The sequence below is a fragment of the Pseudomonas sp. TE3728 genome (genome assembly GCF_056279145.1).
This window is the reverse complement of sequence record NZ_JBWBQT010000001.1, coordinates 1,425,853-1,450,539: the sequence shown is the minus strand read 5'-3', so window position 1 is coordinate 1,450,539 and position 24,687 is coordinate 1,425,853. Positions and strand designations below refer to the sequence as shown.

Annotated in this window: 21 protein-coding genes and 1 pseudogene; 10 read left to right on the top strand and 12 right to left on the bottom strand. The window is 60.3% G+C overall.

Annotated features, from left to right (window positions below; translation table 11 throughout):
- The first annotated feature begins 18 nt into the window (after positions 1 to 18).
- Genes ACZ89R_RS05890 through tssA form a run of 3 tightly spaced genes read left to right on the top strand, consistent with a single transcriptional unit; the run spans position 19 to position 5,707 of the window.
- On the top strand, positions 19 to 786 hold the full coding sequence (locus ACZ89R_RS05890) for a DotU family type IV/VI secretion system protein (RefSeq protein ID WP_429546393.1): 768 nt from the start codon (positions 19 to 21) through the stop codon (positions 784 to 786).
- Complete coding sequence (locus ACZ89R_RS05885) at positions 783 to 4,622, top strand: type VI secretion system protein (protein WP_429546394.1); 3,840 nt, start codon at positions 783 to 785, stop codon at positions 4,620 to 4,622. The genes ACZ89R_RS05890 and ACZ89R_RS05885 overlap by 4 nt, the downstream gene beginning before the upstream one ends.
- Positions 4,619 to 5,707, top strand: a complete 1,089-nt coding sequence (gene tssA / locus ACZ89R_RS05880; RefSeq protein ID WP_429546395.1) for a type VI secretion system protein TssA — start codon at positions 4,619 to 4,621, stop codon at positions 5,705 to 5,707. Before ACZ89R_RS05885 ends, tssA begins: the two co-directional genes overlap by 4 nt.
- Here the strand turns inward: tssA and ACZ89R_RS05875 are convergent.
- The gene (locus ACZ89R_RS05875) at positions 5,704 to 6,675 is read right to left on the bottom strand and encodes a 2-hydroxyacid dehydrogenase (RefSeq protein WP_429546396.1); all 972 of its coding nucleotides are present in this window, start codon (positions 6,673 to 6,675) and stop codon (positions 5,704 to 5,706) included. The genes tssA and ACZ89R_RS05875 overlap by 4 nt on opposite strands.
- A 347-nt stretch (positions 6,676 to 7,022) precedes the next feature.
- Here ACZ89R_RS05875 and ACZ89R_RS05870 point away from each other — a divergent pair, with 347 nt between their 5' ends.
- On the top strand, positions 7,023 to 8,303 hold the full coding sequence (locus ACZ89R_RS05870) for a serine/threonine transporter (protein WP_429546397.1): 1,281 nt from the start codon (positions 7,023 to 7,025) through the stop codon (positions 8,301 to 8,303).
- A 126-nt stretch (positions 8,304 to 8,429) separates the two neighbouring features.
- Here the strand turns inward: ACZ89R_RS05870 and acnB are convergent.
- A pseudogene (acnB, locus tag ACZ89R_RS05865) lies at positions 8,430 to 11,031 on the bottom strand (bifunctional aconitate hydratase 2/2-methylisocitrate dehydratase).
- 510 nt (positions 11,032 to 11,541) lie between these two features.
- Here acnB and ACZ89R_RS05860 point away from each other — a divergent pair.
- Positions 11,542 to 12,012 (top strand): DUF1289 domain-containing protein, encoded by a 471-nt coding sequence (locus ACZ89R_RS05860; protein ID WP_429427578.1) that lies wholly within the window; start codon positions 11,542 to 11,544, stop codon positions 12,010 to 12,012.
- A gap of 94 nt (positions 12,013 to 12,106) precedes the next feature.
- Here ACZ89R_RS05860 and ACZ89R_RS05855 read toward each other — a convergent pair whose 3' ends face one another.
- Positions 12,107 to 12,970 (bottom strand): universal stress protein, encoded by an 864-nt coding sequence (locus tag ACZ89R_RS05855; protein WP_429546398.1) that lies wholly within the window; start codon positions 12,968 to 12,970, stop codon positions 12,107 to 12,109.
- Positions 12,971 to 13,131: 161 nt separating this feature from the next.
- Here ACZ89R_RS05855 and ACZ89R_RS05850 point away from each other — a divergent pair, with 161 nt between their 5' ends.
- Positions 13,132 to 13,740: a MiaE family protein gene (locus ACZ89R_RS05850; protein ID WP_429546399.1), complete on the top strand. Its 609-nt coding sequence runs from the start codon at positions 13,132 to 13,134 to the stop codon at positions 13,738 to 13,740.
- Positions 13,741 to 13,853: 113 nt separating this feature from the next.
- On the opposite strand, the gene ACZ89R_RS05845 is transcribed toward ACZ89R_RS05850, so the two are convergent.
- The 4 genes from ACZ89R_RS05845 to ACZ89R_RS05830 form a co-directional block, all read right to left on the bottom strand.
- Positions 13,854 to 14,342 (bottom strand): GFA family protein, encoded by a 489-nt coding sequence (locus ACZ89R_RS05845; RefSeq protein ID WP_429546400.1) that lies wholly within the window; start codon positions 14,340 to 14,342, stop codon positions 13,854 to 13,856.
- A gap of 196 nt (positions 14,343 to 14,538) precedes the next feature.
- The gene (locus ACZ89R_RS05840) at positions 14,539 to 15,156 is read right to left on the bottom strand and encodes a DNA-3-methyladenine glycosylase family protein (RefSeq protein WP_429546401.1); all 618 of its coding nucleotides are present in this window, start codon (positions 15,154 to 15,156) and stop codon (positions 14,539 to 14,541) included.
- Between the two features lie 75 nt (positions 15,157 to 15,231).
- On the bottom strand, positions 15,232 to 16,044 hold the full coding sequence (locus ACZ89R_RS05835) for an isocitrate lyase/PEP mutase family protein (RefSeq protein WP_429546402.1): 813 nt from the start codon (positions 16,042 to 16,044) through the stop codon (positions 15,232 to 15,234).
- A 44-nt stretch (positions 16,045 to 16,088) separates the two neighbouring features.
- A complete protein-coding gene (locus tag ACZ89R_RS05830) occupies positions 16,089 to 17,171 on the bottom strand; it encodes a bifunctional transcriptional activator/DNA repair enzyme AdaA (protein ID WP_429546403.1) in 1,083 nt (360 codons plus the stop codon).
- A gap of 125 nt (positions 17,172 to 17,296) precedes the next feature.
- Here ACZ89R_RS05830 and ACZ89R_RS05825 point away from each other — a divergent pair, with 125 nt between their 5' ends.
- Positions 17,297 to 17,710 (top strand): VOC family protein, encoded by a 414-nt coding sequence (locus tag ACZ89R_RS05825; RefSeq protein ID WP_429546404.1) that lies wholly within the window; start codon positions 17,297 to 17,299, stop codon positions 17,708 to 17,710.
- Between the two features lie 3 nt (positions 17,711 to 17,713).
- Here the strand turns inward: ACZ89R_RS05825 and ACZ89R_RS05820 are convergent, their stop codons facing one another.
- From ACZ89R_RS05820 to ACZ89R_RS05810, 3 genes are all read right to left on the bottom strand, one after another.
- Positions 17,714 to 18,334, bottom strand: a complete 621-nt coding sequence (locus ACZ89R_RS05820) for a LysE family translocator (protein ID WP_429543669.1) — start codon at positions 18,332 to 18,334, stop codon at positions 17,714 to 17,716.
- A gap of 332 nt (positions 18,335 to 18,666) precedes the next feature.
- On the bottom strand, positions 18,667 to 18,957 hold the full coding sequence (locus ACZ89R_RS05815) for a hypothetical protein (protein ID WP_429546405.1): 291 nt from the start codon (positions 18,955 to 18,957) through the stop codon (positions 18,667 to 18,669).
- Between the two features lie 150 nt (positions 18,958 to 19,107).
- Complete coding sequence (locus tag ACZ89R_RS05810) at positions 19,108 to 19,320, bottom strand: DUF1059 domain-containing protein (protein WP_008074349.1); 213 nt, start codon at positions 19,318 to 19,320, stop codon at positions 19,108 to 19,110.
- A 242-nt stretch (positions 19,321 to 19,562) separates the two neighbouring features.
- On the opposite strand from ACZ89R_RS05810, the gene ACZ89R_RS05805 reads away from it, so the two are divergent.
- Positions 19,563 to 20,150, top strand: a complete 588-nt coding sequence (locus ACZ89R_RS05805) for a LysE family translocator (protein WP_063343467.1) — start codon at positions 19,563 to 19,565, stop codon at positions 20,148 to 20,150.
- Between the two features lie 145 nt (positions 20,151 to 20,295).
- Here the strand turns inward: ACZ89R_RS05805 and ACZ89R_RS05800 are convergent, their stop codons facing one another.
- Positions 20,296 to 21,129: a helix-turn-helix domain-containing protein gene (locus ACZ89R_RS05800; RefSeq protein ID WP_429546406.1), complete on the bottom strand. Its 834-nt coding sequence runs from the start codon at positions 21,127 to 21,129 to the stop codon at positions 20,296 to 20,298.
- Positions 21,130 to 21,163: 34 nt separating this feature from the next.
- Positions 21,164 to 21,667: a VOC family protein gene (locus ACZ89R_RS05795; protein ID WP_123495117.1), complete on the bottom strand. Its 504-nt coding sequence runs from the start codon at positions 21,665 to 21,667 to the stop codon at positions 21,164 to 21,166.
- Positions 21,668 to 22,037: 370 nt separating this feature from the next.
- On the opposite strand from ACZ89R_RS05795, the gene ACZ89R_RS05790 reads away from it, so the two are divergent.
- Positions 22,038 to 22,493: a (2Fe-2S)-binding protein gene (locus ACZ89R_RS05790; RefSeq protein ID WP_007906916.1), complete on the top strand. Its 456-nt coding sequence runs from the start codon at positions 22,038 to 22,040 to the stop codon at positions 22,491 to 22,493.
- A 24-nt stretch (positions 22,494 to 22,517) separates the two neighbouring features.
- Positions 22,518 to 24,686, top strand: coding sequence for a xanthine dehydrogenase family protein molybdopterin-binding subunit (locus ACZ89R_RS05785; protein WP_429546407.1), 2,169 nt, complete (start codon positions 22,518 to 22,520; stop codon positions 24,684 to 24,686).
- The last annotated feature ends 1 nt before the right edge of the window (position 24,687 follow it).

Sequence of the window (24,687 nt, the reverse complement as noted above, 5' to 3'; positions counted from 1 at the left end):
TCAAGGAAGGAACGTCCTATGTCTGAGGGCAATGTCGGATCGGGTACACGAGGCCTCCACGAAGCGCCGCTGAGCAGTGCTTTTCGCCAGGCCTGGCAGCAATGGTCCCAGGACTGGAACCAGTTGCCCAAGGACAGCGAGGACGAAGCGCTGGTGGAAGCGGTGGTCGAACTCTCCACGCAAATCTCCCAACGCCTGTGGCGCACCGCATTCGCCAAAGTCGGTGACGCCGCCACCGAGCAAGTCAAGTCGCTGGTCTATGCCTTTGTCGCGCTGGTCGATGAAACCTTGCTGTTTACGCCGTGGCCCGGCCAACCGGCCTGGCAGGAAAAACCCTTGGAATCGCGGCTGTACGCCAGCCGTCAGGCCGGTGAGCGGATACCGCTGGCGATCAAGGAACTGTTGGATGAGCAGATTCCCACCACCCGCGATCTGGCCAATGTCTATTTGCAGTGTCTGGTGCTGGGGTTTCAGGGACGGCTGCGCGGCGAACAGAATCAGACTCAACATGAAAAATGGCGTCTGGCGCTGTTCACCTTTGCCTGGCAGCACGAGGCGGATTATGCCGACGTCAGTGCCCGGCTCGAACAGCCTTCGGCCGTGCCGCCGCTGCAATTGCCGGTGCGCCTTTCGTTGCCCGACGGTTTTCGCCTGGGCCTGGGGATTCTCGCCATGGTTCTGCTGCTGACCGGGTTGGGGCAGTTGTTCTGGCGTGACATTCGTCTGGAGCTCGAACCGGTGTTGCAGATGACCGATTCCGTGACCGCCTCGGAGCAAGACTCATGAGCACGCTGGGGATTATCGGCCTCGTCATCGCCGTGCTGTTGCTGCTGGCGATTGTCGGGGTAGCGGTCTGGTGGTGGCGCACGCAAAGCGGTGCGGCGATTCGCAGTTTTTACCTGGCGGTGCGGCACATGGAGCAGGAGCAGGGCGCCCAGGACCGGTACCAGATTCCATGGCTGCTGATGCTCGGCAACGAAACCCAGGGCACGCAGTTGTGTAGCCAGTGGCGTTTGCAGCCCACCGACAAACCGGCCTGGTTCGGTCGCTGGTGGTCGGACCCTGAAGGGGCGGTATTGGTGGTGCCACAGGCGCTGTTTTTACCGGATGAAGGCATGCACCTGCAACGCGGCGGCTGGTGGCGCTTGCTGGGATTGATCCTGCGCTTGCGCAGTCAACGTCCGCTGGACGGAGTGATCTGGACGGTGCCGGTCAGTCGACTGGGCAACGTCGAGCAAGCCGCGACCCTCGGGTTGGCGGCACGTCGACGCTTCATCGATCTGTTGCAACGGTTCGGGCTGAGCCTGCCGGTGTACATGGTCATTACTGGCATGGAAGAGTTGCCGGGCTTTCAGGAATTGATCACCGCGCTGCCGGTCGAGGCCCGTGAACGCACGCTGGGCTGGTCATCGCCCCACGGGACCGATGCGGTCTGGCAAGCGCAATGGAGCGATCAGGCACTGGATCAGGTGACTCGGGCCCTGGCGGAATCGATCATCGAAATCGGCGCCTTGTCCGGGCAACTGAGCACTGAGCTGTATGGCTTGCCGGAACGTCTCGAAGCCTTGCGGCGCCATCTGCAATCTTTGCTGGAACCGGTTTTCCAGGGCAATGCGCAAGGCGAGGCGCCGCGTTTTCGCGGTATTTATTTCACTGCCAATCAGCCCTCGGAAGACAGCGCCGACGGATTTTCGGCCTACGACACCGGGTTGCAGCAGAGCGCCTTTGCCCGGCAATTGTGGCAGCGGCGGGTGGTTGCCGAGCGCGGTCTGGCCCAGGTGGTGCCGCGTCTGTTACGCCTGCGTCAACGCTGGCAGCGCGTGACCGGTGGGGTGGCGCTGGTGGTCGCGGTGGTTTGGAGCGTGGGCATGCTGTGGGTCTGGCAGGATTCGGTCAAGGAGGCCCATGAACTGTCGCGCCTGCTGCAGGGGGCGCAGAAAAACTACACGGCGGTCACCGATGAATCTCATCGGCTGGAGTCGACCCGGCGCAATGTCCAGGGTTTCTGGCGGGTGCTGGAAAAGGCGCCAGGCTGGAGCTTCACCTCAGTGGTATTTCCGACCTCCTGGTTCTCTTCGCTGGATGCGCAGTTGGCGAGCGAGTTGCGCCTGACCGCCCAGAGCCATTTGATGCTGCCGTTGCGCGACCTGTTGAGCGCGGAGCTGGCGCAACTCAAGACCATCCGCAACACCGAACGACGAGGCAACGTCGAAAGCGAAGATCCGGCCCAATGGCAAAACTACGTCAAGGCCAAGGATCTGGTGGAGCGCGCGGTGAATCTGGAGCAGCAGAACCAGTGGTTCAGTCAGGCACTGAACAACCCCAAGGCCCCTCTCGAAGATCTGGTGTTGCTGAGCAACAATGCGTTGTCGCTGAACCTCAACGTCGGCACGTTGCACCGCGCCGGTTTTTACAATCGGGCGTTGTTCGAGGCTGATGGCAGCGACTTGCGACCGCTGGATCTGACCGTCGAGCGCCCGCTGATCGAGGAAAATTTCCTCGGGCTCATGGAGCGCTGGCTGGACCAGTATTTCCTGGCCGACAATTTCGTGCGCCAGGCCGGTTATCTCAAGCTGCATCTGGAACGGCTGGAGGCCGGCAGTGGCAACTCCCTCACCGAGCTCGAAGATTTGCGCGCACTGGTCGATGACCTGCAAACCGTGATCGGCTTGACCAATTCTGCGTGGGGCCGCGGCAAGGGTCAGGACCTGGTGCCTGGCTACCGCGAGTTGCTGGACAACGTGCGCAAAAGCGCCTTGCTCGGACCGCAACTGGAACAACAGTTGGAAATGCAGGCGGCCAAGCTGCAACAGAGCTTTCGTGATCAATGGATCGTCCAGGCCGGCTCCCGGGACAATTTATTGATTCAGCAAGGCAGCGGGCAACTGGTCTTGCAGGAACACGTGGTGCAGCTCAACAACGCGGTGCAGGCGCTGTTCAAGCGTGACTTTGTGGCCATCGCCTTACAGGCGGATCGCGCCGAAGCCCCGAATGGGCAAGGGCAGGGCGTTGATGGCGACGACCTCGACAGTGCGCTGAACTATTTCGCCAGCTACAAGAGTTACGCCGCCGAAGAGTTGCCGCGCATTCCCCCGGCGTATCGCGGCGCCTTGTTGCAAGCGGCCGAAGGCGCAGTGGTCAAGGCCATGTTGTCGAGCCTGCGCGAGCACAATGCTCAGGTCCATGGCGGCGTTTTCAATGTGCAGGCCTCCCAGGCGATTGCTTTGCAAAAAGCCTTTATCGAGGTGCGTCGCAGTGATCTGGCCACGCGCTTGCAAACTGCCTTGAACCGCCGCGCCCTGGCCGAAATCGTCAGCGGCCTCGACGAAATCGTCGCCCAGCCGCTGTTCAGCGGGCGCACCGAAATCAGCCAGTGGGACGGCTCCAAAAACCTCGGCCTGCAGCTGTATGGCGCCAACGACGTGCAGGATTTGAAACTGAGCCTCAAGCAGCAATTCAACACCATGCTCGGTATCACCGAGCGACGCACCTCGGCGCTGGAATGGCTGAAAGTCCAGCAACAGAACCTCTCGGCGCTGGATTATGAACGCGTGACGCAGTTCAGTGCGCTCAACGACGAACTGCTCAAGTACAAGGAGCAGAACCCCGCCAGTTCGCCGGCGCAGATCGAGCAATTGGTCAGTCGCGACTTCATCGAAATGGACGCCACGTCCTGCGGCCAGATCCTGCAAACCGCCAACCTGTCTGGCGGGCGCGGAACACTGGCGTTGCGGGCGGTGGATCTGCAACAAACCGCCATGCAACGCTGCCAGTTCCTGCAACAGCAACAGGCTGCGGCGGCGTGGAACGACCTGGCCAACTATTTCAATCAGTACCTGGCGGAGCGCTTTCCGTTTGCCAATGGCCTTCAGGCCGCCGACGCCGATCCGGCCCGGGTTCAGCATTTGCTGGAGCTGATCGACAAGCGTTTGCCGGTGGCGCAAGCCGGATTGCTGCTGAGCCAGACCCCGGAACGCCTGGCCGCCGAAGACTTTCTCAATCGTTTGAAGCAAGCCAGCACCTGGCTGGGTCCGATGTTTGTACGCGACAAGAGCGGTGTGTTGGGGCTGGAGATGGACGTGCGCTGGCGCACCGATCGAGAGGAAGAGCGCGGTGCCGATCAGGTGATTGCCTGGGGCTTGAATGCCGGCAATCAACAGCTCAGCTATCCCGGCGGCGAGCCGCAGCAGAACCTGCGCTGGATGGTTGGCCAACCGATCCGGCTGACTTTGCGTTGGGCCCGAAATGGCTACCAGCGCCCGGCCAACGATCCGTTGCAGTCGAGCCTGGTGGTGCGGGATCTGGAAGCGGGCTGGGAGTACAGCGGGCCGTGGTCGTTATTGCGCTTGATGCGTTCGCACGTGTCGGTGCAACGCCAGCCGAACATGGACTACACGGACTTTCCGTTGACGTTGCGCCTGCCCGTGACGACGCAAGCCAGCACCACCACCGCCGAGCAAACCCTGATGTTTGTGCGCCTGTCGTTGATGACCCAGGGCTCGAAATTGCCGCTGTCCATTCAGCCCTTGCCAACCCGGGCCCCACGCTCTCCGTTCATGGTGACGAGATCGACCGCGGGCATTGAAGCCCATGACATCGAATCCCAAAAGGAGGGCCTGTGAATCAACCTTCAACGCCGTTGCCGGAACTGATCAGCCAACTGCTCGAACCGATCAGCGAGCAGGCTCCCTGTGGTCAGGACCTGCGTTATGAGCCCGAGTTCGACCGGTTGCGCGAGCTGCGCCGCGAGGACGACACCAGTTTGCCCACGGGGGTGTGGCAGTCGTCGATCAAACGCGCCCAATGGCCGGAACTGGAAAAACTGACCACCAGCCTGCTGCTTGAACGCAGCAAGGATTTGATGCTCAGCGCCTGGCTGGGTGAGGCCTGGCTGCATCAGGACGGGCTCGAAGGTTTGCCGGGCAGCCTGGCGCTGGTGGCCGGGTTATGCGAGCGCTATCCCGAGCACTTGCATCCCCAGGCGGAGGACGGCGATCAGTCATGGCGGGTGATACCGCTCGAATGGCTGGCTCGACGCTACGCTGAAGTGTTACTGACCCGAGTCCCGTTGTTCGAGCCGCGCAACAATGAATTCGATAGTTTCTGTCTGGATGCCTGGCGTCGGTTGCAGCTGCAACAGGTACAGGCCAGCGACAGTAAAACGGCCAAGACCTCGGCCGAGAACGCGCGTAACGAACAGAAGAAACTGACCGAACAGATTCGCGCCACCCCATTGTCATTCTGGTTGCGCAGCCAGGGCACGTTGCTGCTCAGCCAGCAGCACCTGCAACGCCTGGAGGTGTGGAGCGACGCTTATCTCGGCAATCAGGCCCCAGGCTTCAAAGCGTTGCAGGACGTGATTGAAGCGTTGTTGACGCTGGTTCAGGAGTTCATCGCCATGCACCCACGAAAACCGACCCCGGCGCCTGTCGAAATTCCAGCGGTGGTGGCATCGAGCCCGGCCGACGTGCCGCCCGTCATTGCGGCGCCTCAGGTGTTCAGCGAGCCGGCGAATCGTGAAGAGGCGTACCGGCAATTGCTGTTGATCGCCGAGTACCTGGCGCGCACCGAACCCCACAGCCCGGTGCCCTATTTGATCAAACGGGGCGTGGAATGGGGCAACAAGCCCCTGAGTGAGCTGCTTGGAGAACTGATCAGCGCCGATGCCGAATCCCGGCGACTCTGGACGCTGTTGGGCGTCCTTTAATGAGTGTTGCGGGCGGCTGCCGACGGCGGCGGTAAAGCGATGGGGGTGAGCACCGGTTGACCGGAAAAAAATGCCGTCAGGTTTTTGCCGACCAGTTCCACGGTGCCTTGGGTGGCCTCCGGGGACAACCCGGCGACATGCGGGGTCAAAATCACGTTGGCCAGTCCCTTGAGGGCGTCCGGCACCTGGGGTTCGTTATCGAAGACATCCAGCGCGGCGCCAGCGATCCGTCGTTGTTCCAGCGCGCTGATCAGGTCAGCCGTGACGATCACGCTGGCCCGCGCGATGTTGACGATAAATCCGTTAGGCCCTAAAGCGTCGAGTACCTGCCTGTTGATCAAGTGTTGGGTGCCGAGCCCGCCGGGTGCGGCAACGATCAGAAAATCCGAATGGCGTGCCAGTTCGGTCGGCGTCGAGCAAAAGCTGTAGGGCACGTCGCTGCGATGCTGGCGGTTGTGGTAACTCACGCTCATGTCGAAGCCGTTGGCGGCACGTTTGGCGATAGCGATGCCGACGGCACCGAGGCCGAGGATGCCCAGGCGTTTGCCGGCCAGGGAAGGGCGCATGATTTTCGGCCACTCGCCCCGACGCACGGCAGCATCGGCCCGAGGAATATCGCGCACCAGTGCCAGCAGCAACGCCATGGCGTGGTCGGCGACGGAAGAGGCATTGACGCCGGCCCCATTGGTGACGGTGATACCACGGTCGGCGGCGGCTTGCAGGTCGACGTGTTCGTAACCGGCCCCGATCACGCAGATGATCTTAAGGTTGGGCAGGGCGGCCATTTCATCGGCACGCAGGCCCAATGGACCGCGCGTCAGCACCGCATCGATCTGGCTGCCCTGTCGGGCAATGGCGGCGGCGCGCTCGGCCGGGGTCGGGGCCAGGATCAAATGAAACCCCTGATGTTCGAGAATCGGCAGGTATTCATTGATGGTTTCAACCAGTACCAGAACAGTTGCGGTCATGCTGGGCTCCTGCGGGCAGCGGAATGTCGGGGTTTGAACGTCGTTTCAGGTTGCTGACTCCAGAGCGGTTTGGCAATGGTCAGGGGCTTTGGCTCCCGGTGTCGGAGCTGGCGAAGCCTGCGATCCTTCTAATGACAACACTAGATCAGAGCGGGGCAGATGGAGAGGATTTGTTGCCATAGCGCCCGCTGCATCTGATCCGCATAACCATTGCTCAGCTAAGCCTTTGCTTCTGTTGATTAATCCCGGACAATCGCGCCCCTGTTTCGGCCAGGGCGCTGTCTGTCGGTTTTTTCCGACTCGTCCTGACCGGGTGGCAAGTGACCGGAAAGCGGAGATCCGACCGGATGAATGATCAGGCCAATAGCGTCGACGAACGCTATGTAGCGGCAACACCAGCGAGCCTAGAAAGCTGGAATCGCCATGACACCACCTGGATGCTGGGCCTGTTTGGCACGGCAATCGGGGCCGGCACCCTGTTTTTGCCGATCAACGCGGGGCTGGGCGGCTTCTGGCCGCTGCTGATCCTGGCGGTGCTGGCATTCCCCATGACGTTTTACGCCCACCGTGGCCTGACCCGCTTTGTCTTGTCCGGCCGCGAAGGCGCCGACATCACCGAAGTGGTGGAAGAGCACTTCGGCATCAAGGCCGGCGCGTTGATCACGTTGCTGTATTTCTTCGCGATCTTCCCGATCCTGCTGATCTACAGCGTGGCCCTGACCAACACCGTGGGCAGTTTCCTCGAACATCAATTGCACATCATGCCGCCACCGCGCGCCGTGCTGTCGTTCGTATTGATTCTCGGCCTGTTGGCAGTGGTGCGTTGCGGTGAGCAGGCGATCGTCAAGGCCATGAGCCTGATGGTCTATCCGTTCATCGTCGCGCTGTTGTTTTTGGCGGTGTTTCTGGTTCCGCACTGGAATGGCGGCATCCTCAGCACCGCGACCACGCTGCCTGAGTCGTCGGCGCTGCTGCACACCTTGTGGCTGGCGATTCCGGTGATGGTGTTCTCGTTCAACCATTCGCCGATCATCTCGGCGTTCGCGGTGGACCAGAAGCGTCGCTACGGCGCGCATGCCGAAGAGCGCAGCTCGCAGATCCTGTCCCGCGCCCACCTCTTGATGGTGGTGATGGTGCTGTTCTTCGTCTTCAGCTGCGTGCTGACCCTGTCGCCGGCGCAACTGGCCCAAGCCAAGGCGCAGAACCTGTCGATCCTGTCGTACCTGGCCAACCACTTCAGCAACCCGACCATCGCCTTCGCGGCGCCGTTGATTGCCTTTGTGGCCATTTCCAAGTCGTTCCTGGGCCACTACATCGGCGCCAGCGAAGGCTTGAAGGGCCTGATCGTCAAGAGCGGTAAACGCCCGGCACCGAAGACGCTGGACCGCATGACTGCGGCGTTCATGCTGGTGGTCTGCTGGATCGTTGCCACGCTGAACCCGAGCATTCTCGGCATGATCGAAACCCTCGGTGGCCCGATCATCGCGGCGATCCTGTTCCTGATGCCGATGTACGCAATCCGCAAGGTTCCGGCGATGGCGCGCTTTCGTGGTCAAGCCTCTAACGTCTTCGTGACGGCGGTAGGCCTGGTGGCGATTTCGGCGTTGATCTACTCCTTGACAGCCTGAGTGCCACTCTGATCATTCCCACGCTCTGCGTGGGAATGCTCAGTAACAGTGAGCCCCACATTTCTTCAGGCATAAAAAAACGCCGCTCATCTCACGATGGGCGGCGTTTTTTATGGCGTTGTAACGTTAGGCTTGAACGACCGGGATGTTGGCGTTCGCAGCAGCTTCACGGAACTCGGCGATCTGGTCGAAGGACAGGTAGCGGTAAACGTCGGCCGCCATGCTGTCGATCTTGCCAGCGTATTCCATGTACTCCTCGACGGTCGGCAGGCGACCCAGGATGGACGCAACGGACGCCAGTTCGGCCGAAGCCAGGTAGACGTTCGCGCCGTCACCCAGACGGTTCGGGAAGTTACGGGTCGATGTCGACACAACAGTCGAGTTCGGCTCTACACGTGCCTGGTTACCCATGCACAGCGAGCAGCCTGGCATTTCCATGCGTGCGCCGGCCTTGCCGTAGATGCCGTAGTAGCCTTCTTCGGTCAGCTGGTGCGCGTCCATTTTGGTCGGCGGCGACAGCCACAGACGGGTTGGCAGCTGCCCCTTGACCTGATCCAGCAGTTTACCGGCAGCGCGGAAGTGACCGATGTTGGTCATGCACGAACCGATGAACACTTCGTCGATCTTCTCGCCAGCAACGCTGGACAGCAGACGGGCGTCGTCCGGATCGTTTGGCGCGCAGAGCACAGGCTCCTTGATGTCGGCCAGGTCGATTTCGATGATTTCAGCGTATTCGGCGTCAGCATCGGCCACCATCAACTCAGGGTTGGCGATCCAGGCTTCCATCGCTTGGGCACGACGTTCCAGGGTACGCACATCACCGTAGCCTTCACCGATCATCCAGCGCAGCAGGGTGATGTTCGATTGCAGGTATTCGGTGATCGATTCTTTCGACAGCTTGATGGTGCAACCGGCAGCCGAACGTTCGGCCGAGGCGTCGGACAGCTCGAAAGCCTGTTCGATGCTCAGGTTGTCCAGGCCTTCGATTTCCAGGATGCGGCCGGAGAAGGCGTTCTTCTTGCCTTTCTTCTCGACGGTCAGCAGGCCAGCCTGAATCGCGAAGTAAGGAATGGCGTGAACCAGGTCACGCAGGGTGACGCCCGGTTGCATCTTGCCTTTGAAGCGCACCAGGATCGATTCCGGCATGTCCAGCGGCATCACGCCAGTGGCAGCGGCGAATGCGACCAGACCGGAACCGGCCGGGAACGAAATGCCCATCGGGAAACGGGTGTGGGAGTCACCACCGGTACCGACGGTGTCCGGCAGCAGCATGCGGTTCAGCCAACTGTGGATGATGCCGTCGCCCGGACGCAGGGAAACGCCGCCGCGGGTCATGATGAAGTCAGGCAGGGTGTGGTGGGTGGTCACGTCGATCGGCTTTGGATAAGCCGCGGTGTGGCAGAACGACTGCATCACCAGATCAGCGGAGAAGCCCAGGCACGCCAGGTCTTTCAGTTCGTCACGGGTCATTGGACCGGTGGTGTCCTGGGAGCCGACGGTGGTCATCTTCGGTTCGCAGTAGGTGCCTGGACGCACACCGGCTACGCCGCACGCCTTGCCGACCATTTTCTGCGCCAGGGTGAAACCCTTGGTGCTTTCGATCGGGGCATCCGGTTTCTTGAACAGGTCGAATGCTGGCAGACCCAGTTCGGCGCGAGCCTTGTCGGTCAGGCCACGGCCGATGATCAGCGGAATACGACCGCCGGCACGGACTTCGTCCAACAGCACTGGGGTCTTCATTTCGAAGGTGGTGATGACTTCGTCGGTACCGTGCTTGCAGACTTTGCCAGCGTGCGGGTACAGGTCGATCACGTCGCCCATGTTGATGTTGGTCACATCGAATTCGATTGGCAGTGCGCCGGCATCTTCCATGGTGTTGTAGAAGATCGGAGCGATCTTGCTGCCGAAGCAGAAGCCGCCAGCACGCTTGTTCGGCACGTAAGGAACGTCGTCGCCGAAGAACCACAGCACCGAGTTGGTGGCCGATTTACGCGACGAACCGGTACCGACCACGTCACCGACGTAGGCGATCGGGAAGCCGCTGTTGCGCATTTCTTCGATCTGCTTCATCGGACCGATGGAGCCTTGCACGTCCGGCACGATGCCGTCGCGAGCCATTTTCAGCATGGCCAGGGCGTGCAGCGGGATGTCAGGGCGGGACCAGGCATCAGGAGCAGGGGACAGGTCGTCGGTGTTGGTTTCGCCAGTCACCTTGAACACGCGCAGGCTGATCTTGTCGGCCAGCACAGGGCGGTTCTTGAACCACTCGCCGTCGGCCCAGGATTGCAGCACGCCTTTGGCTGTGAATGTTGCCGTTCTTGGCGCGTTCAGCGACGTCGTGGAAGGCATCGAACATCAGCAGGGTGTGCTTGAGTTCTTCGGCGGCCACTGGCGCCAGTTCGGCGTCGTCCAGCAGATTGACCAGGGTCACGATGTTGTAGCCACCCTGCATGGTGCCGAGCAGTTCAACAGCGCGTTTCTTGTCGATCAGAGGGGATTTGGCTTCGCCTTTGGCGAGGGCAGAGAGGAAACCGGCCTTTACATAGGCCGCTTCGTCCACGCCTGGCGGAACGCGATTGGTGATCAGGTCAACGAGGAAGGCTTCTTCGCCAGCCGGGGGATTCTTCAGCAGCTCGACCAGGCCTGCAGTTTGTTCGGCGTTAAGCGGCTGGGGAACGATACCCAGTGCTGCACGCTCTTCGATATGTTTGCGGTAGGCTTCAAGCACAGTTATTACCCTCATCAGTGGTCCCAAATGGGTGTCCGGGACGCTCATCCCGAAATTGCCGTACTCATGCGCTGCGTGGCGTTGTGGGCCGCTTAGCCAGAATTACCGGCAATTCCTTACAGAAGCTGCTTTCAAAGTTTTACGCCTGCAGAACGGGGAGCTGATGAGGGTTGGCGTCAGGTTTTTCACCGCTGAAAAACCCTTCGCCAACACCGCTCTGAAGGAACGACTGTGCTCGTGACGCTTTGAAAACAGCTTCTAACGGACATTGGCGCCTTAAAAGGCTGGCTGATTCTACGGCAAAAAAAAATTAAAGGTAAGTCAGGGTCTATTGAACTTTGGTGGCGAGCCGCGTTGCCGGGCCAACGTGTGCGAGGCAAGGCGCGGGCATCCGTCGCGGCCGTTACCAAAGTCCAATAGACCTTGAGGGCCTGAATTTTGAGGGGTGATGAATGTTGGACAAAGGGCTAACATGCCGACCTGTTCTGCTTTCCCGTGTTTTGCCTACCTATGCCCAATCAGACCATCAAGACCCCCTGCATCGGCCTCTGCTCCACTGTTTACGGTGATCTGGTGTGCCGTGGCTGCAAGCGTTTCCACCATGAAGTAATTCACTGGAACGGTTACAACGAGGAAGAAAAACGCGCGGTATGGCTGCGTCTTGAGCAATTGTTGTCGCAGGTGATGGCCAGCAAGGTAGAGATTTTCGATCCCGCGTTGCTGCGTCTGCAGCTGGAGCAGCGCAAGATTCGTTTTGTGCCGCATCAGTCGGAATATTGCTGGGCTTATCAGCTGATCGCCCGGGGGGCGCGGGTCATCAACAATCTGGAAGCCTACGGGATGGTGCTGCTGCCGGAGTTCCGCGACTGGAACCTGCCGGAATTGCGCGATGCCATTGATCGGGAATTTTTCCTGCTCTCGGAAGCGCATTACCAGCGCTACATAGCGCCGGGTTTCCTCAAAGATGCGTTTGGCGGCTGATTTTTAAAGTCAAAGGATCGCAGCCTTCGGCAGCCCCTACAGGGGAATGCGATTCATGTAGGAGCTGCCGAAGGCTGCGATCCTTTGATCTTGCTTAATGCTGGGTCACGATCTCCTCCAGATGATCCATGATCGTATCCGGCTTGAGCACCAGCACATCGCTCTCCAGCGCATCCAGCACCACCTCCGCCGTATTCCCGATCAACGCCCCTGACAACCCGGTCCGCGCCACGGTGCCGATCACCGTCACCGATGCCCCCAGTTTATGGGCCATGAACGGAATCAACACATCCGCCGGGCCTTCCTCGATGTGCAGATGGTCGTCATCGATATCGAATTCGGCCTGGAACGCCTTGCACTGCTCGCGGTAACTGGCTTCGATGGTTTCCTTGAGTTGAAACGTCGGGTCGGCCGACGACAGCATCGGCGACGGGTGAGCGCTGATCACGTGTAAATGCGCCTTGGCCAGGCTGGCGATGTCGTAGCCATGATCGATGATGCTGGCGTGCAAGGTACGGTGTTCACCGTCGATGTTGCCGACATCGATGGCCGCCAGGATCACGCCACCGGTCCAGGGTTTCGAGGTTTTCACCAGCAGCACCGGGGTAGGGCAGTAGCGCAGCAGTTTCCAGTCCGCCGGGGTCAGCAGGGCTTTTTTCAGCGGGCTGTCAGCGAAATGCTGCTTGATCACCAGCCCGCAGCCTTCGGCTTGCTGCACATCGACGATGGTTTCATGCAGGCTTTCGTTCCACGCCTGCTCAGTGGTGACGCTGTAGCCGTCCTCAATCAGCGCGGCCTTGAGCACGCCAAGCATGCCAGCGTGGTCATGCTTTTTATCGCAGACCAGCAGGTGCAGATGGGCCTGGGTCACGCCAGCGATCAGTTTGGCCCGTTTGAGCGCCAGGCTTTCCGAGTGTTCGGGTTCGATGACCACCAGGATGCTGCGAATGGCTTGCATGATCGGGATCTCCATGAAGATAAAAAACACTGCGTTGGACAACTATAGTTGCTGGCCGGCATTCGGCGACTTGATGCATATCAACGGTTGGCGTCTGGTGGTCTGTCGGCAGGCCGGTATAATCGGCGCCCTTCGTTTTGTACCTTTTATCCGTGAGCCCCATGATCCTTCCCGAAATTCACGAGTTCCTCGGCTGCCGCACGCCCGATGGCTGGGTCCAGGCCGCGCTGGCTGATCAGGAAACCCTGCTGATCGACCACAAAAACTGCGAATTCAAGGCGGCCAGCACGGCGTTGAGCCTGATTGCCAAATACCACTCCCACGTCGATCTGATCAACCTGATGTCGCGTCTGGCCCGGGAAGAGCTGGTGCACCACGAACAGGTCATGCGCCTGATGAAAAAGCGCAAGATCGGGCTGCGTCAGCTGTCCGCTGGGCGTTACGCCTCGGGGCTGCGCAAAGTGGTGCGCAGCCACGAGCCGGTGAAGCTGGTGGATACGCTGGTGGTCGGCGCCTTCATCGAAGCCCGCAGCTGCGAGCGTTTCGAGGCGTTGGTGCCACATCTGGATGAAGAACTGGGCAAGTTCTACTTCGGCCTGCTGAAAAGCGAGGCGCGGCATTTCCAGGGTTACCTGAAACTGGCCTATCAGTATGGTGAAGCCAAGGACATTGCCCAGGTGATCGACAAGGTTCGTGACGCCGAGCAGGCGTTGATCGAGTCGCCGGATGTGGAGTTTCGCTTTCACAGTGGTGTGCCGGTAGCGGCGTGAAGATCAAAAGATCGCAGCCTGCGGCAGCTCCTACAGAACCGGGGTATATACACGGTCGGCGTAGGCGCTGCCGAAGGCTGCGATCTTTTGATCCGGCTTTGTCGTGAACGGGCTTAGCGGCTCAAACCCAGGCGCTCATGCCATTGGGCGATGGACTCTTCAGGCCACCTATTGCACCGTCGATCAGCGGGCTGCGTCTGGACTTCTACCCATGATGCTTTCGAACCGAGCATTACGTGCGTGTTCTCGGGTGGCACCGGCAGCGCCGTGTCGATGACCGAGGCGAATGGGTGGACAAGGTCCGGCCATTCAGGACTGAACACCCATAATCCCGAGCCGCAAACGGAACAGAAATGCCGCTCGGCGGTGCTGCGATGGGCGCGTTTGTCACCTTTTTCCTTGAGCCGCGCATGGTAAATCGAGATGTGCTTGCGACCGCGCACCTTCAGGCTGGCGGCATCACCAGCGATGTTGATCGCATAACCGCCCCCGCCCTGGGTCTTGCGACAGATCGAGCAATAGCAGCGTTGATAAGGGTAGGGGTGGGCGCTGGTCAGGCTGAACGACACCGCGCCGCAATGGCAGGAGCCTTCGAGCTGCATGGGAACCTCCAATGAGGTTGGGATGACTCAGGACAGCCTAGACTGTCCGCGTTCCTGGACTTGAATTTATGCTGGATGTGCCGGTGCTATCGCGAGCAGGCTCGCTCCCACATTGGATCTTCAGTGTTCACAAATAATGTGTTCGCAGAAAGTCCCCTGTGGGAGCGAGCCTGCTCGCGATGAACGATAACGCGGTCTACCGGCCGGGCACCCGCCACAAGTACCACGCCGCCACCGTCCGAAACGGGCGCCACGCCATCCCGATTTCAATCATCTGCTTACGAGTCGGCTGTACTTCCAGCCCCTTCAGCCGCCGATAACCCTCACGCACGCCAAAGTCATCGGCCGGTAAAATGTCCGGCCGCTCCAGGCTGTAGATCAGCAGCATTTCCACCGTCCAGCGACCCACCCCACGCAAGGTGATCAAGCGCTCGATCAATGCTTCATCGTCCATGGCCAGGGCCGTGGGGTAATCCGGCACCACGCCGTCCAGAGCTGCCTGAGCGATGCCCTGAATGGTCGCGATCTTGCTGGCGGAAAACCCGCAACCACGCATCTGCTCGAAGTCGGTCGCCAGAATCTGCTCAGGCCTTGGGAAGGTGCTCGCCGGAAACAACGCCAGCAGCCGGCCGACAATCGCATCGCCGGCCTTGGCATGCAGTTGCTGATAGGCAATCGCCCGCACCAGCGATTCGTAAGGATCGCGAGCCGCATGGGGCTGATGCAGGCAGGGACCGATGGCGCTGATATGGCGTTGCCAGTCGGCGTCGAGGGCCGATAGAAATTCGCTGGCCAGTTGGTAGGTGTCGGGCATGGAGCATCCTGAAGCGCGGGTGACTGCGGGGGAGATTAGCCCTCACCCCGCAGCGCCGCACTCCATTGCTTGCGGTCAAACTTTGCCGGTGGGGGTCAGCAGGGCGTTCACTTGACCATAAGTGAAGGCCTTGAGGTCGCTGCTATCGAGTTTTCCGGTTTCCAGAAAGCTTTTGACTACCGACGCCATGGCGCCGTAGAGGAATTCGGCGATGCTCGAGCCGGCGCTCAAACGGCGCACGCCGAGGGTTTGCAGTTCTTCAGGCGAAGGCAGGCCCGCGAAACCCAGCACGTTCACCGGCAGCGTCGTGCCACGGCACAACGCTTCAATCTCATACGCCGCCGTGACGCCCGCCGCGAACAGCCCGTCGGCCCCTGCGGCCTGATACAACGCGGCCCGTTTGAGTGTTTCTGCGACGCGATCTTCGGCCGGTACCAAGCCCTTGAGATACACGTCGGTGCGAGCGTTGATAAACAACTTCACGTCCCGGCGATTGGCAACCTGGCGAGCGATTTCGATCTTGCGGGCCAGCAGCTCGGGCGGCGAAGCACCGTCCTCGATATTGATCCCCACGGCACCGGCGGCGATGACGGCGTCGATCACTTCTGCGACCCGACCCAGGTCATCGGAATAACCGGCCTCAATGTCCACGGTCAACGGCACCGTGATGACTCGGGCGATGGATTCAACGGTGGAAACGAGACGTTCAAGCGGCAAGGTATTGCCATCCGGGTAGCCGTGAACCCAAGCCACCGCCGCGCTGCTGGTGGCGACAGCCTTGCTGCCGAGCTGTTCCACCAGTCGCGCCCCGGTGGCATCGGCGACGTTGGTCAGAATCAGCAAGCCGCTCTGATGCAGTTGGTGAAATTGGTTGTCGAGTGTGTCCATCGAATGTCCTTCCTTATGACTTTTTTTAATAAACGGTGGAGTGATCAGAACGCGAGTTGCTCGGTGATTTGCACCGCGGCACTTTCCAGCCTGAGCAGAAACGCCTTGCGCGGTTGTCCTCCACCATAGCCGGTCAACGAGCCGTCTGCACCGATCACCCGGTGACAGGGCAGGATAATTGCCAGGCGGTTTTGTCCGTTGGCCAGGCCCACGGCGCGACTGGCGCCGGGGTTGCCCAGTTGCGCGGCGATAGCGCCATAAGTCGTGGTCTGGCCGTAGGGGATTTTCATCAGTTCGGCCCATACCTGCCGGGCGAAAGCGCTCCCGGGCAGGTGCAGTGGCACGTTGAATTCTGTCCGTTTGCCAGCGAAATATTGCGCCAGTTCTTCTTCGATCTGCTGCAAATGCCCGTTGTGACCGGGTGCCACGGCGTAGCCATAACGGCTCTGCAATTCTTCGATTTCCTTGGTCAATGCCGGTCGATCGAGAAACTCCAGCAGCACCAGCCCACGCTGTTCGGCCATGGCGATCATTGGCCCCAGCGGCGTGGTCAGTCGAGTGAACAGCAGTGGCTCGCTGTGGGCAGCGCGGCCGGGCGTGATATGGAACGACTTTTGAAACGCATCGCGAAAGCCGCTCAGGGATTCGTAGCCGGAGTCGAACGCGGCGTTGTCGATGGATGCGCCCTGTTTGATGCCACCGAGGGCGATGCCCAGGCGCCGGCTGCGCAGCCAGGCGTGAAAGGTCATGCCGAAATGCTGCTTGAACCAGCGGCGCAGTTTCAGTGGCTCGATGCCCTCGGCCAGCAACTGGGCATCGGTCCAGCGCAGGTCGGGGTCGGTGTCCACGGATTTGAGCAGCCGCTGCACCCAGTCCGGCGCGATGGCCGCGGCGTCCAGTGGCTTGCAACGCAGGCAGGCGCGATAGCCCGCCGACATCGCCTCATCGGCATGGGCGAAAAACTCAACGTTTTCCGGCTTCGGTTTGCGCGCCGTACAGCCGGGGCGGCAGAAAATGCCAGTGGTTTTGACCGCGGTAAAGAACACCCCCTCGTAGGCGGTGTCGCGTTCGAGCATGGCGCGAACCATCTCGGCGTGGGGCGGAAGCACAGCGTTTTGTAGGTTCATGGGCTGAGCATATGCTGCGTCGCCCGGCGCCTCCACCGGAAAATCGACAGTGAATTTTTGTGGCCCTGCGCTACAGTCATCGGGTCACCGGTCATGCTGTAAACGATATTTTCAGGAATCATCCTATGCAACCGTTCACGATCAAACACATCGATCACATCGTCCTGCGCGTCAAGGATCTCGAGCGAAGCATCACTTTTTACGGCGAGGTGCTCGGCGCCGAACTGGTCAAGCGCCGTGACGATCTGGGCATGGTGCATTTGCGTGCGGGCACCTCGATGATCGACCTCGTCGACATCCAGGGCGAACTCGGCCGAAAGGGCGGTGCTGCCGCCGGCGACGAACGGCGCAACGTCGATCACTTCTGCCTGCGCATCGAACCGTTCGACGAGGAAACGCTGGTCAGTCACTTGCAGTCCTTCGGCCTGACCCCCGAGAAAGCTGCCGTGCGTTTCGGCGCCGAAGGCCACGGGCTGTCGATTTATTGCTTCGATCCGGACGGCAATCAGGTCGAACTGAAAGGGCCGTCCCAAGGGTAAAGGTCAGGCCCGTTTCGCCATCAACAACACCGAAGCCGCCGCCGACAACAATCCCGCGCAGCAACGGTTGAAGATCTGCTTGCCCCGTGGTTCGGCGAACCAGCGGCGCATGTGCAGGCCCATGTAGGCGTAGGCGCTGATGGCGATCCATTCCAGCAGCAGGAACAACGCGCCGAGCACGACGAATTGCGCGGCAATCGGTCGAGTCGGGTCTACGAATTGCGGCAGGAATGCGGTGAACAGCAAAATAGCCTTGGGATTACCCGCAGCCACCAGAAACTCCTGCCGCGCCAGAGCGACAATACCAATTGGTGCGGCGGTCACAAGCTGCTCGGCCTCGGGATTGGCGCGCCACAATTGCCAGGCCAGGTACAACAAGTAAGCGGCGCCGATGATCTTGATCGCATAAAACAGCCATTCCGAGGTTTGCAGCACCACCGACAACCCGGCGGCGGCCAGGGCGATCATCCCGGCAAACGCCAGCAAACGACCGACGCCTGCCACGCAGGCGCGACGATAGCCATAACGGGTAGCGTTGCTGACCGACAGTAGATTGTTCGGGCCGGGAGCCATGTTCAGGGCGAAGCAGGCCGGGAGAAACAGGGTGAGGGTGGCGAGGTCCATGACGACGGTTCCAGTTACGAGAACCGTATTTTTATCATGAGTGACGAGTGGGCCGGCCCATACAGCGGTGAACGCAAATCGCCATACACTTGCGTTGGCTTGGTTAACCAATGTCCCCCGTAGGAGCTGCCGAAGGCTGCGATCTTTTGATCTTGATTTTCAGTGGGCCAAGTGAAGATCAAGATCAAAAGATCGCAGCCTTCGGCAGCTCCTACAGGGGATCTCCTTTGGCATTCATATTGGGATAAAACAGGGGACAGACCACGATTGCCCGGCATTCGCCTTGAATCGCGGTCTGTCCCTTCTAACGTAAGATCAACCGGAAAGACGCGCTATTTGATCTGCACAATGACCGGACCTTCCGTCACGATCGGCGGGTTCGCGTGAATATTCGAGGCATTTTTCTGAATCCAGTCGCGCGCGACTTTCAAGCTCGCATCGCTGCCGGCCTTGTCCGTGCAAACAGTCACCGCCGTACCGCCATCACCAGTATTCAGCAGTGTGTAGCTTTCCAGGCCAGGCACTGTCCGCAGGGTAGCTTCGACGTCGGCCTTGCGCTCTTCTAAAAGATCGAAAAGCTGTTTTGCTCCAGCACCCAGGTAGGTTCTTATAACCGCATACATGGTCGTCTCCTTTGGGGAAAACAGGGGACAGACCACGATTGCTCGGCATATGCCTTAAATCGTGGTCTGTCCCTTTTTATGTATCCCTATTTATGTTCCCGGCGGTCCTGATGAAGATCAAGATCAAAAGATCGCAGCCTTCGGCAGCTCCTACGCGGGACGCGGTGCTTCAACAGGCGGAGTACCGTCGTGAAACATCGTCTTCAGTTGCGCACGCAGTTCCGGTGAGTCGGTGTGCTTGTGAACGCTGACTGCATGCTGTGCGGCGGCCTCGAGCAGTTCGTTTTCAGAGTCTGCGGACAGCGCGACCGAGCATTTGGAATCGCTTGGAAACTCGCGGCAGTCGATGTATTTACGCGCCATGATCTTTTCCTCCCTACGACGAAGGCAGGCCGTGGCCTGCGTGAACGATCACTCGACGCGATACCCCGTACATCAAACACGATTGCAGGTCGCTTCGAGTGTGCCAACTCTTAGAGTATAGGCTCGCCACAAGGCGCATCGTGGCAGGCTTGCAATGACGCAGAGGGGCGTTTTCTTCAATACGGCGTTCAGGCTGCTCATTACCTTGAAGCCTGGTTCAACTGAATTGAAGAAGGTATGCAATGAGTCTGATTCTTTCCATGGCCGCGTTTGCGCTGGCAGCTTCGATTACACCGGGACCGGTGAACATTGTGGCGTTGAGCTCTGGCGCGCAGTTCGGCTTTCGCGCCAGTCAGCGGCATGTGGCCGGGGCGACCCTGGGGTTTGTTCTGCTGTTGGTGCTGATGGGGTTGGGATTGCATGAGGTGTTGCAGCGTTGGCCGGCGCTGACGCGGGTGGTGCAATGGGCGGGGGTGGCGTTTCTGTTGTTCATGGCTTTCAAATTGGCCACTGATAACGGTCAACTCGATGCCAAGGAGTCGGGGCGGGCGCCATCGATGCTGTATGGCGCGGTGATGCAATGGCTCAACCCGAAAGCCTGGCTGGCCTGTGTGGCGGGGATGGGCGCGTTTGTCGCCGATGGCGAGGCGCGGCTGGTGTGGCAATTTGCGGCGGTGTATCTGGTGATCTGCTACTTGTCGGTGGGGTGCTGGGCCTATGCCGGCACGTTTTTGCGCGGCTACCTGAGCAATCCGGCGGGGATGCGCCTGTTCAATCGAGTCATGGCGTTGTTGCTGGCGGTGAGTGCGGGGTATTTGCTGTTGCCTTGAGTCAATCCCACTGTTGTCGTCAGAGCGCTTTTTGTGGCGAGGGAGCTTGCTCCCGCTCGACTGCGCAGCAGTCGCCGGGATTTGGGGCCGCTTCGCAGCCCAGCGGGAGCAAGCTCCCTCGCCACAGAAGCTGGTGTTGTCGGCATCAACCGCGATACTGCCCCGGTGTCGCCGCCAGATGCTGTTTGAACGCGCGCTGAAAATGCGCCTGATCAGCAAACCCGGCTTCCAGCGCCACATCGGCAATCAACTTGCCGTTACGCAGTTGTTCCTGCGCGAACTGGATGCGCCGGTTGATCAGAAACGCATGGGGCGTCATGCCGTAATGCTGCTTGAACGCGCGGATCAGGTACGACGGCGACAGTTGCGCCGCCTCGCAAATATCCTCGAGCTTGAGCATGTGTGTACAGTTGTCGCGGATATAGTCGGCGGCCCGTTCCAGCTTGAAATTGGGTTCGCGCAGCGGTCGATCGACGGGGTTGAGCCGCTGTTGCACGTCGGTGAAAAATTCCACCGCCGCGCTGTGCTTGCGCAGCACGTCTTGCTGCGGGTCGATCAACACCTCGTACAAATTCTTCAGGCCAGCAAACAGCTCGACGTCACGATTGTGAGTGATGGAAAACCGGCGAAACGCCGAGTCCTGGCTGAAGCCGAGCTGATGCTGCAAATCGGTCAGCCAAGGCGTCTCGACGTACAGCATCAGGTACGACCACGGCTGGTCGTCGATCGGATTGCAGGCATGCACATCGCCCGGATTCATCAGCACCACGGTGCCGGCACTGACCTGAAACTCCGATTGCTCGTGAATATAGGTGCTGCGCCCGGCGGTGATCGCGCCAATGGAAAAGTGCGCATGGGAATGCCGGCTGTAGCAGACCTCGCGACCGTCGGCGATGGAACGGGCTTCGATGAAGGGCAGCGCGTCGTCACGCCAGAAGCGCGGGGCTTTGTCTGCATCTTTGGTGACGGAGTGCTTCATCCTGACGTCCTCGGCGGTTCAGCTCTGGAGTGTATTAGCTCTCGCCGTCAAAGGCTCGTTGCAGCATGGCGATGTCGAGTTTTTTCATTTGCAGCATCGCCGCCATGGCGCGCTGGGATTTGGCTGTGTCGGGGTCTTTCATCATGTCCATCAGAACGACCGGCACGACCTGCCACGACACGCCGAACTTATCCTTGAGCCAGCCGCATTGCTGGGCTTCAACGGGACCGCCCGCAGACAGGCGCCCCCAGAAGTGGTCGACTTCTTCCTGAGTGTGACAATTGACCTGGAATGAGATCGCCTCATTGAACTTGAAAACCGGGCCACCGTTGAGGCCGGTGAAGCTCTGCCCATCGAGTTCGAAACTGACGGTCATCACCGAACCTTCCGGCCGGCCGTGGATTTCCTGACCGGCCTTGCCGTAATGGGTGATGCCGGCGATCTTTGAATGATCGAAGATCGCGCAGTAAAACTTCGCGGCGTCCTCGGCCTGATCGTCGAACCACAGGCAAGGCGTGAGTTTTTGAACGCGGTGCATGGCGGTGCTCCTCTGCGGGTTAATCACTCTGGATTATCAGCGTAGTCAGCCTGTGGTGGTCCGGTTGTGCCATAGATCGACAAGTCGTGAGAATTTCCCCAACCCGTTTGGAGCGAATGGGCGGCGACCGGTGGTCGATGAACATGGCTTGTGGGTCAAATTGCGCTTAGCTGTAGGGATAACCCAAGGCGCGCGTAACTCGTCGACCTTGTAGGAGCGAAGCTTGCTCGCGAAGGCGTCATTGCTGTCACACCGCGTTATCGTGCTTCGCGGGTAAGTCGGATCGCCGCACCGCTCGCTCCTACACAAAAATGATGGCGTCGAGGCAGAGGCGCCCCTTCAGAACACCGTGAGTCTGAGGAAACCCGCAATGCTGACCCTTAATATCAATGGCAAGGACCAGGAACTGGATGTCCCGGCGGACATGCCGTTGCTCTGGGTGCTGCGCGATGTCGCGCACCTGACGGGCACCAAATTCGGTTGTGGCATGGCCCAGTGTGGCGCTTGCACCGTACACGTCGACGGCGCGCCGCTGCGCTCTTGCATCACGCCTGCCACGGCGGTGGCCCACGGGCAGAAAATTCTCACCATCGAAGGCTTGTCCGCCGATGGCTCGCACCCGGTCCAGCAAGCCTGGGCCGAACTCGACGTGGTTCAGTGCGGTTATTGCCAGTCGGGGCAGATCATGTCGGCGGCCGCGTTGCTGGCGAAGATCCCCAAGCCCACCGACAGCGACATCGACCAGGCGCTGTCCGGCAACATCTGCCGCTGCGGCACCTACCCAAGAATCCGCGCCGCGGTCAAACGCGCCGCCGAGATCGGTTGATACCACGTCGAAGGGAGCTGACCCATGAACAGAATCAACCCTGTCTCGCGTCGCGGTTTTCTCAAGGGCAGTGCGGTGTTGGGCGGCGGTCTGGTGGTGGCGTTTGTCATCCCCGGTGCCAATCGCTTTGCCCTCGGCGCCGAGAATCAAGGAAACGTCTTCGCCCCCAATGCCTTTTTACGCATTGGCAACGACAACAGCATCACCGTGCTGCTCGGTCATTCGGAAATGGGCCAGGGCATCTGGACCGGCCTGACCATGTTGATCGCCGAAGAGCTGGACGCCGACTGGTCGAAAATCCGTGTCGAACATGCGCCGGCCTCGGCGGCCGATTATGGCCTGCCGGGATTCGGCGGGATGCAAATTACCGGCGGTTCGACGTCGACCTGGATGGAGTTCGACCGCTATCGCCAGGCCGGAGCGGCGGCGCGCTTGATGCTGATTGAGGCGGCGGCCAAGCGATTCGACGTGGCTCCTTCGCAGATCCGCACCGAATCGGGCGTGGTCATGGCCGGCGACAAGCGCGCCACTTACGGCGAATTGGCGGATGACGCTGGCAAGTTACCGGTGCCGGATCCGGCCTCGATCAAGTTCAAGGAGGCCAAGGACTGGAAGGTCATTGGCAAACCCACTAAGCGCCTCGACACCCCGGAGAAAATCACCGGGCAGGCGAAGTTCGGCATGGATGTGCAATTCGATGGGCTGATGACGGCGATGGTTGCACGTCCACCGGTGTTCGGTGGCAGCGTCAAATCCTTCGAAGGCGCCGAGGCACTGGCGGTGCCGGGCGTGCACAAAGTGGTGCAGGTGCCCACGGGTGTCGCGGTGATTGCCGATCATTATTGGGCGGCGAAGCTGGGGCGCGATGCGCTGAAGGTCGAATGGGACCTGGGGCCGAACGCCGGGCTCGACAGTCAGAAACTGCTGGAAAGCTTCCGTAAACTCGCCGCCACCCCCGGCACTTCCGCCAGTCGGGCCGGGGATGCGACGGCGACACTAGGCAAAGCAGCGAAGACGATTGAAGCAGAATACAGCGTGCCGTACCTGGCTCACGCGCCGATGGAGCCGCTCAACTGCACGGTGAAAATTTCCAAGGACAAATGCGAAATCTGGACCGGCACGCAGTTTCAGACGCTGGATCAGATGATCGCGGGGAAGATCACCGGGCTCAAACCCGAACAGGTAGAGATCCACACCCAATTCCTCGGTGGCGGTTTCGGGCGTCGGGCCAACCCGACCTCGGATTTTGTCAGCGAAGCCGTGTACGTCGCCAAAGCGGCGGGCGCGCCGGTAAAAACCGTCTGGGCCCGAGAGGATGACATTCGCGGCGGTTATTACCGCTCGGCGTTCTTGCATCAGGCGCGCATCGGGCTGGGTGCCGACGGCATGCCAATGGCCTGGAAGCATGTGCTGGTCGGGCAGTCGATCCTGACGGGCACGTCGTTCGCGGCGACCATGGTCAAGGATGGCATCGACAAAACCTCCGTCGAAGGCGTGGCCGACAGCCCTTATCTTGAGGGGCTGGCTAACCATCAGGTCGAACTGCATTCACCGCAAACCGGCATCAGCGTGCTGTGGTTGCGTTCGGTGGGGCACACCCACACTGCATTTGTCATGGAGTCGTTGATCGATGAGCTGGCAGACGCCGCCGGCAAGGATCCGGTGGAATACCGACGAACCTTGCTCAAGGCGCATCCGCGGCATCTGGGCGTGCTGAATCTGGCGGTGGAAAAAGCCAACTGGAAAGCACCCTTGCCGGATGGTCACGCATTGGGCGTGGCGGTGCATGAGTCTTTCGGCAGTTATGTCGCCCAGGTGGCCGAGGTGTCCCAGGACAATCTGGCGATTCGCGTGCACCGGGTGGTGTGTGCGGTGGACTGCGGCATTGCGGTCAATCCGCAGAGCATCGCCGCGCAGATGGAGTCAGGCATCACCTTTGGTCTCAGTTTTACCTTGCACAGCAAACTGACGTTCAAGAGCGGTCAGGTGGAACAGTCCAATTATCACGATTATCAGGTTCTGCGCCTGAACGAGATGCCGGTGGTCGAGGTGCATATCGTCCCCAGCAGCGACAAGCCCGGCGGCATCGGCGAGGTCGGTGTACCGCCCGTGGCGCCGGCCGTGGCGAACGCGGTGTTTGCCCTGACCGGGCAGCGTCTGCGGGAACTGCCGTTGCAACTGTCGGGGGTGTGAG

What these genes read in the sequence shown, in the direction of transcription:
- ACZ89R_RS05890 (WP_429546393.1), top strand. Translation starts at nt 19, where the DNA reads ATGTCTGAGGGCAATGTCGGATCGGGTACACGAGGCCTCCACGAAGCG.
- ACZ89R_RS05885 (WP_429546394.1), top strand. Translation starts at nt 783, where the DNA reads ATGAGCACGCTGGGGATTATCGGCCTCGTCATCGCCGTGCTGTTGCTG.
- ACZ89R_RS05875 (WP_429546396.1), bottom strand. Translation starts at nt 6,675, where the DNA reads ATGACCGCAACTGTTCTGGTACTGGTTGAAACCATCAATGAATACCTG.
- ACZ89R_RS05870 (WP_429546397.1), top strand. Translation starts at nt 7,023, where the DNA reads ATGAATGATCAGGCCAATAGCGTCGACGAACGCTATGTAGCGGCAACA.
- ACZ89R_RS05860 (WP_429427578.1), top strand. Translation starts at nt 11,542, where the DNA reads ATGCCCAATCAGACCATCAAGACCCCCTGCATCGGCCTCTGCTCCACT.
- ACZ89R_RS05855 (WP_429546398.1), bottom strand. Translation starts at nt 12,970, where the DNA reads ATGCAAGCCATTCGCAGCATCCTGGTGGTCATCGAACCCGAACACTCG.
- ACZ89R_RS05850 (WP_429546399.1), top strand. Translation starts at nt 13,132, where the DNA reads ATGATCCTTCCCGAAATTCACGAGTTCCTCGGCTGCCGCACGCCCGAT.
- ACZ89R_RS05845 (WP_429546400.1), bottom strand. Translation starts at nt 14,342, where the DNA reads ATGCAGCTCGAAGGCTCCTGCCATTGCGGCGCGGTGTCGTTCAGCCTG.
- ACZ89R_RS05840 (WP_429546401.1), bottom strand. Translation starts at nt 15,156, where the DNA reads ATGCCCGACACCTACCAACTGGCCAGCGAATTTCTATCGGCCCTCGAC.
- ACZ89R_RS05835 (WP_429546402.1), bottom strand. Translation starts at nt 16,044, where the DNA reads ATGGACACACTCGACAACCAATTTCACCAACTGCATCAGAGCGGCTTG.
- ACZ89R_RS05830 (WP_429546403.1), bottom strand. Translation starts at nt 17,171, where the DNA reads ATGAACCTACAAAACGCTGTGCTTCCGCCCCACGCCGAGATGGTTCGC.
- ACZ89R_RS05825 (WP_429546404.1), top strand. Translation starts at nt 17,297, where the DNA reads ATGCAACCGTTCACGATCAAACACATCGATCACATCGTCCTGCGCGTC.
- ACZ89R_RS05820 (WP_429543669.1), bottom strand. Translation starts at nt 18,334, where the DNA reads ATGGACCTCGCCACCCTCACCCTGTTTCTCCCGGCCTGCTTCGCCCTG.
- ACZ89R_RS05815 (WP_429546405.1), bottom strand. Translation starts at nt 18,957, where the DNA reads ATGTATGCGGTTATAAGAACCTACCTGGGTGCTGGAGCAAAACAGCTT.
- ACZ89R_RS05810 (WP_008074349.1), bottom strand. Translation starts at nt 19,320, where the DNA reads ATGGCGCGTAAATACATCGACTGCCGCGAGTTTCCAAGCGATTCCAAA.
- ACZ89R_RS05805 (WP_063343467.1), top strand. Translation starts at nt 19,563, where the DNA reads ATGAGTCTGATTCTTTCCATGGCCGCGTTTGCGCTGGCAGCTTCGATT.
- ACZ89R_RS05800 (WP_429546406.1), bottom strand. Translation starts at nt 21,129, where the DNA reads ATGAAGCACTCCGTCACCAAAGATGCAGACAAAGCCCCGCGCTTCTGG.
- ACZ89R_RS05795 (WP_123495117.1), bottom strand. Translation starts at nt 21,667, where the DNA reads ATGCACCGCGTTCAAAAACTCACGCCTTGCCTGTGGTTCGACGATCAG.
- ACZ89R_RS05790 (WP_007906916.1), top strand. Translation starts at nt 22,038, where the DNA reads ATGCTGACCCTTAATATCAATGGCAAGGACCAGGAACTGGATGTCCCG.
- ACZ89R_RS05785 (WP_429546407.1), top strand. Translation starts at nt 22,518, where the DNA reads ATGAACAGAATCAACCCTGTCTCGCGTCGCGGTTTTCTCAAGGGCAGT.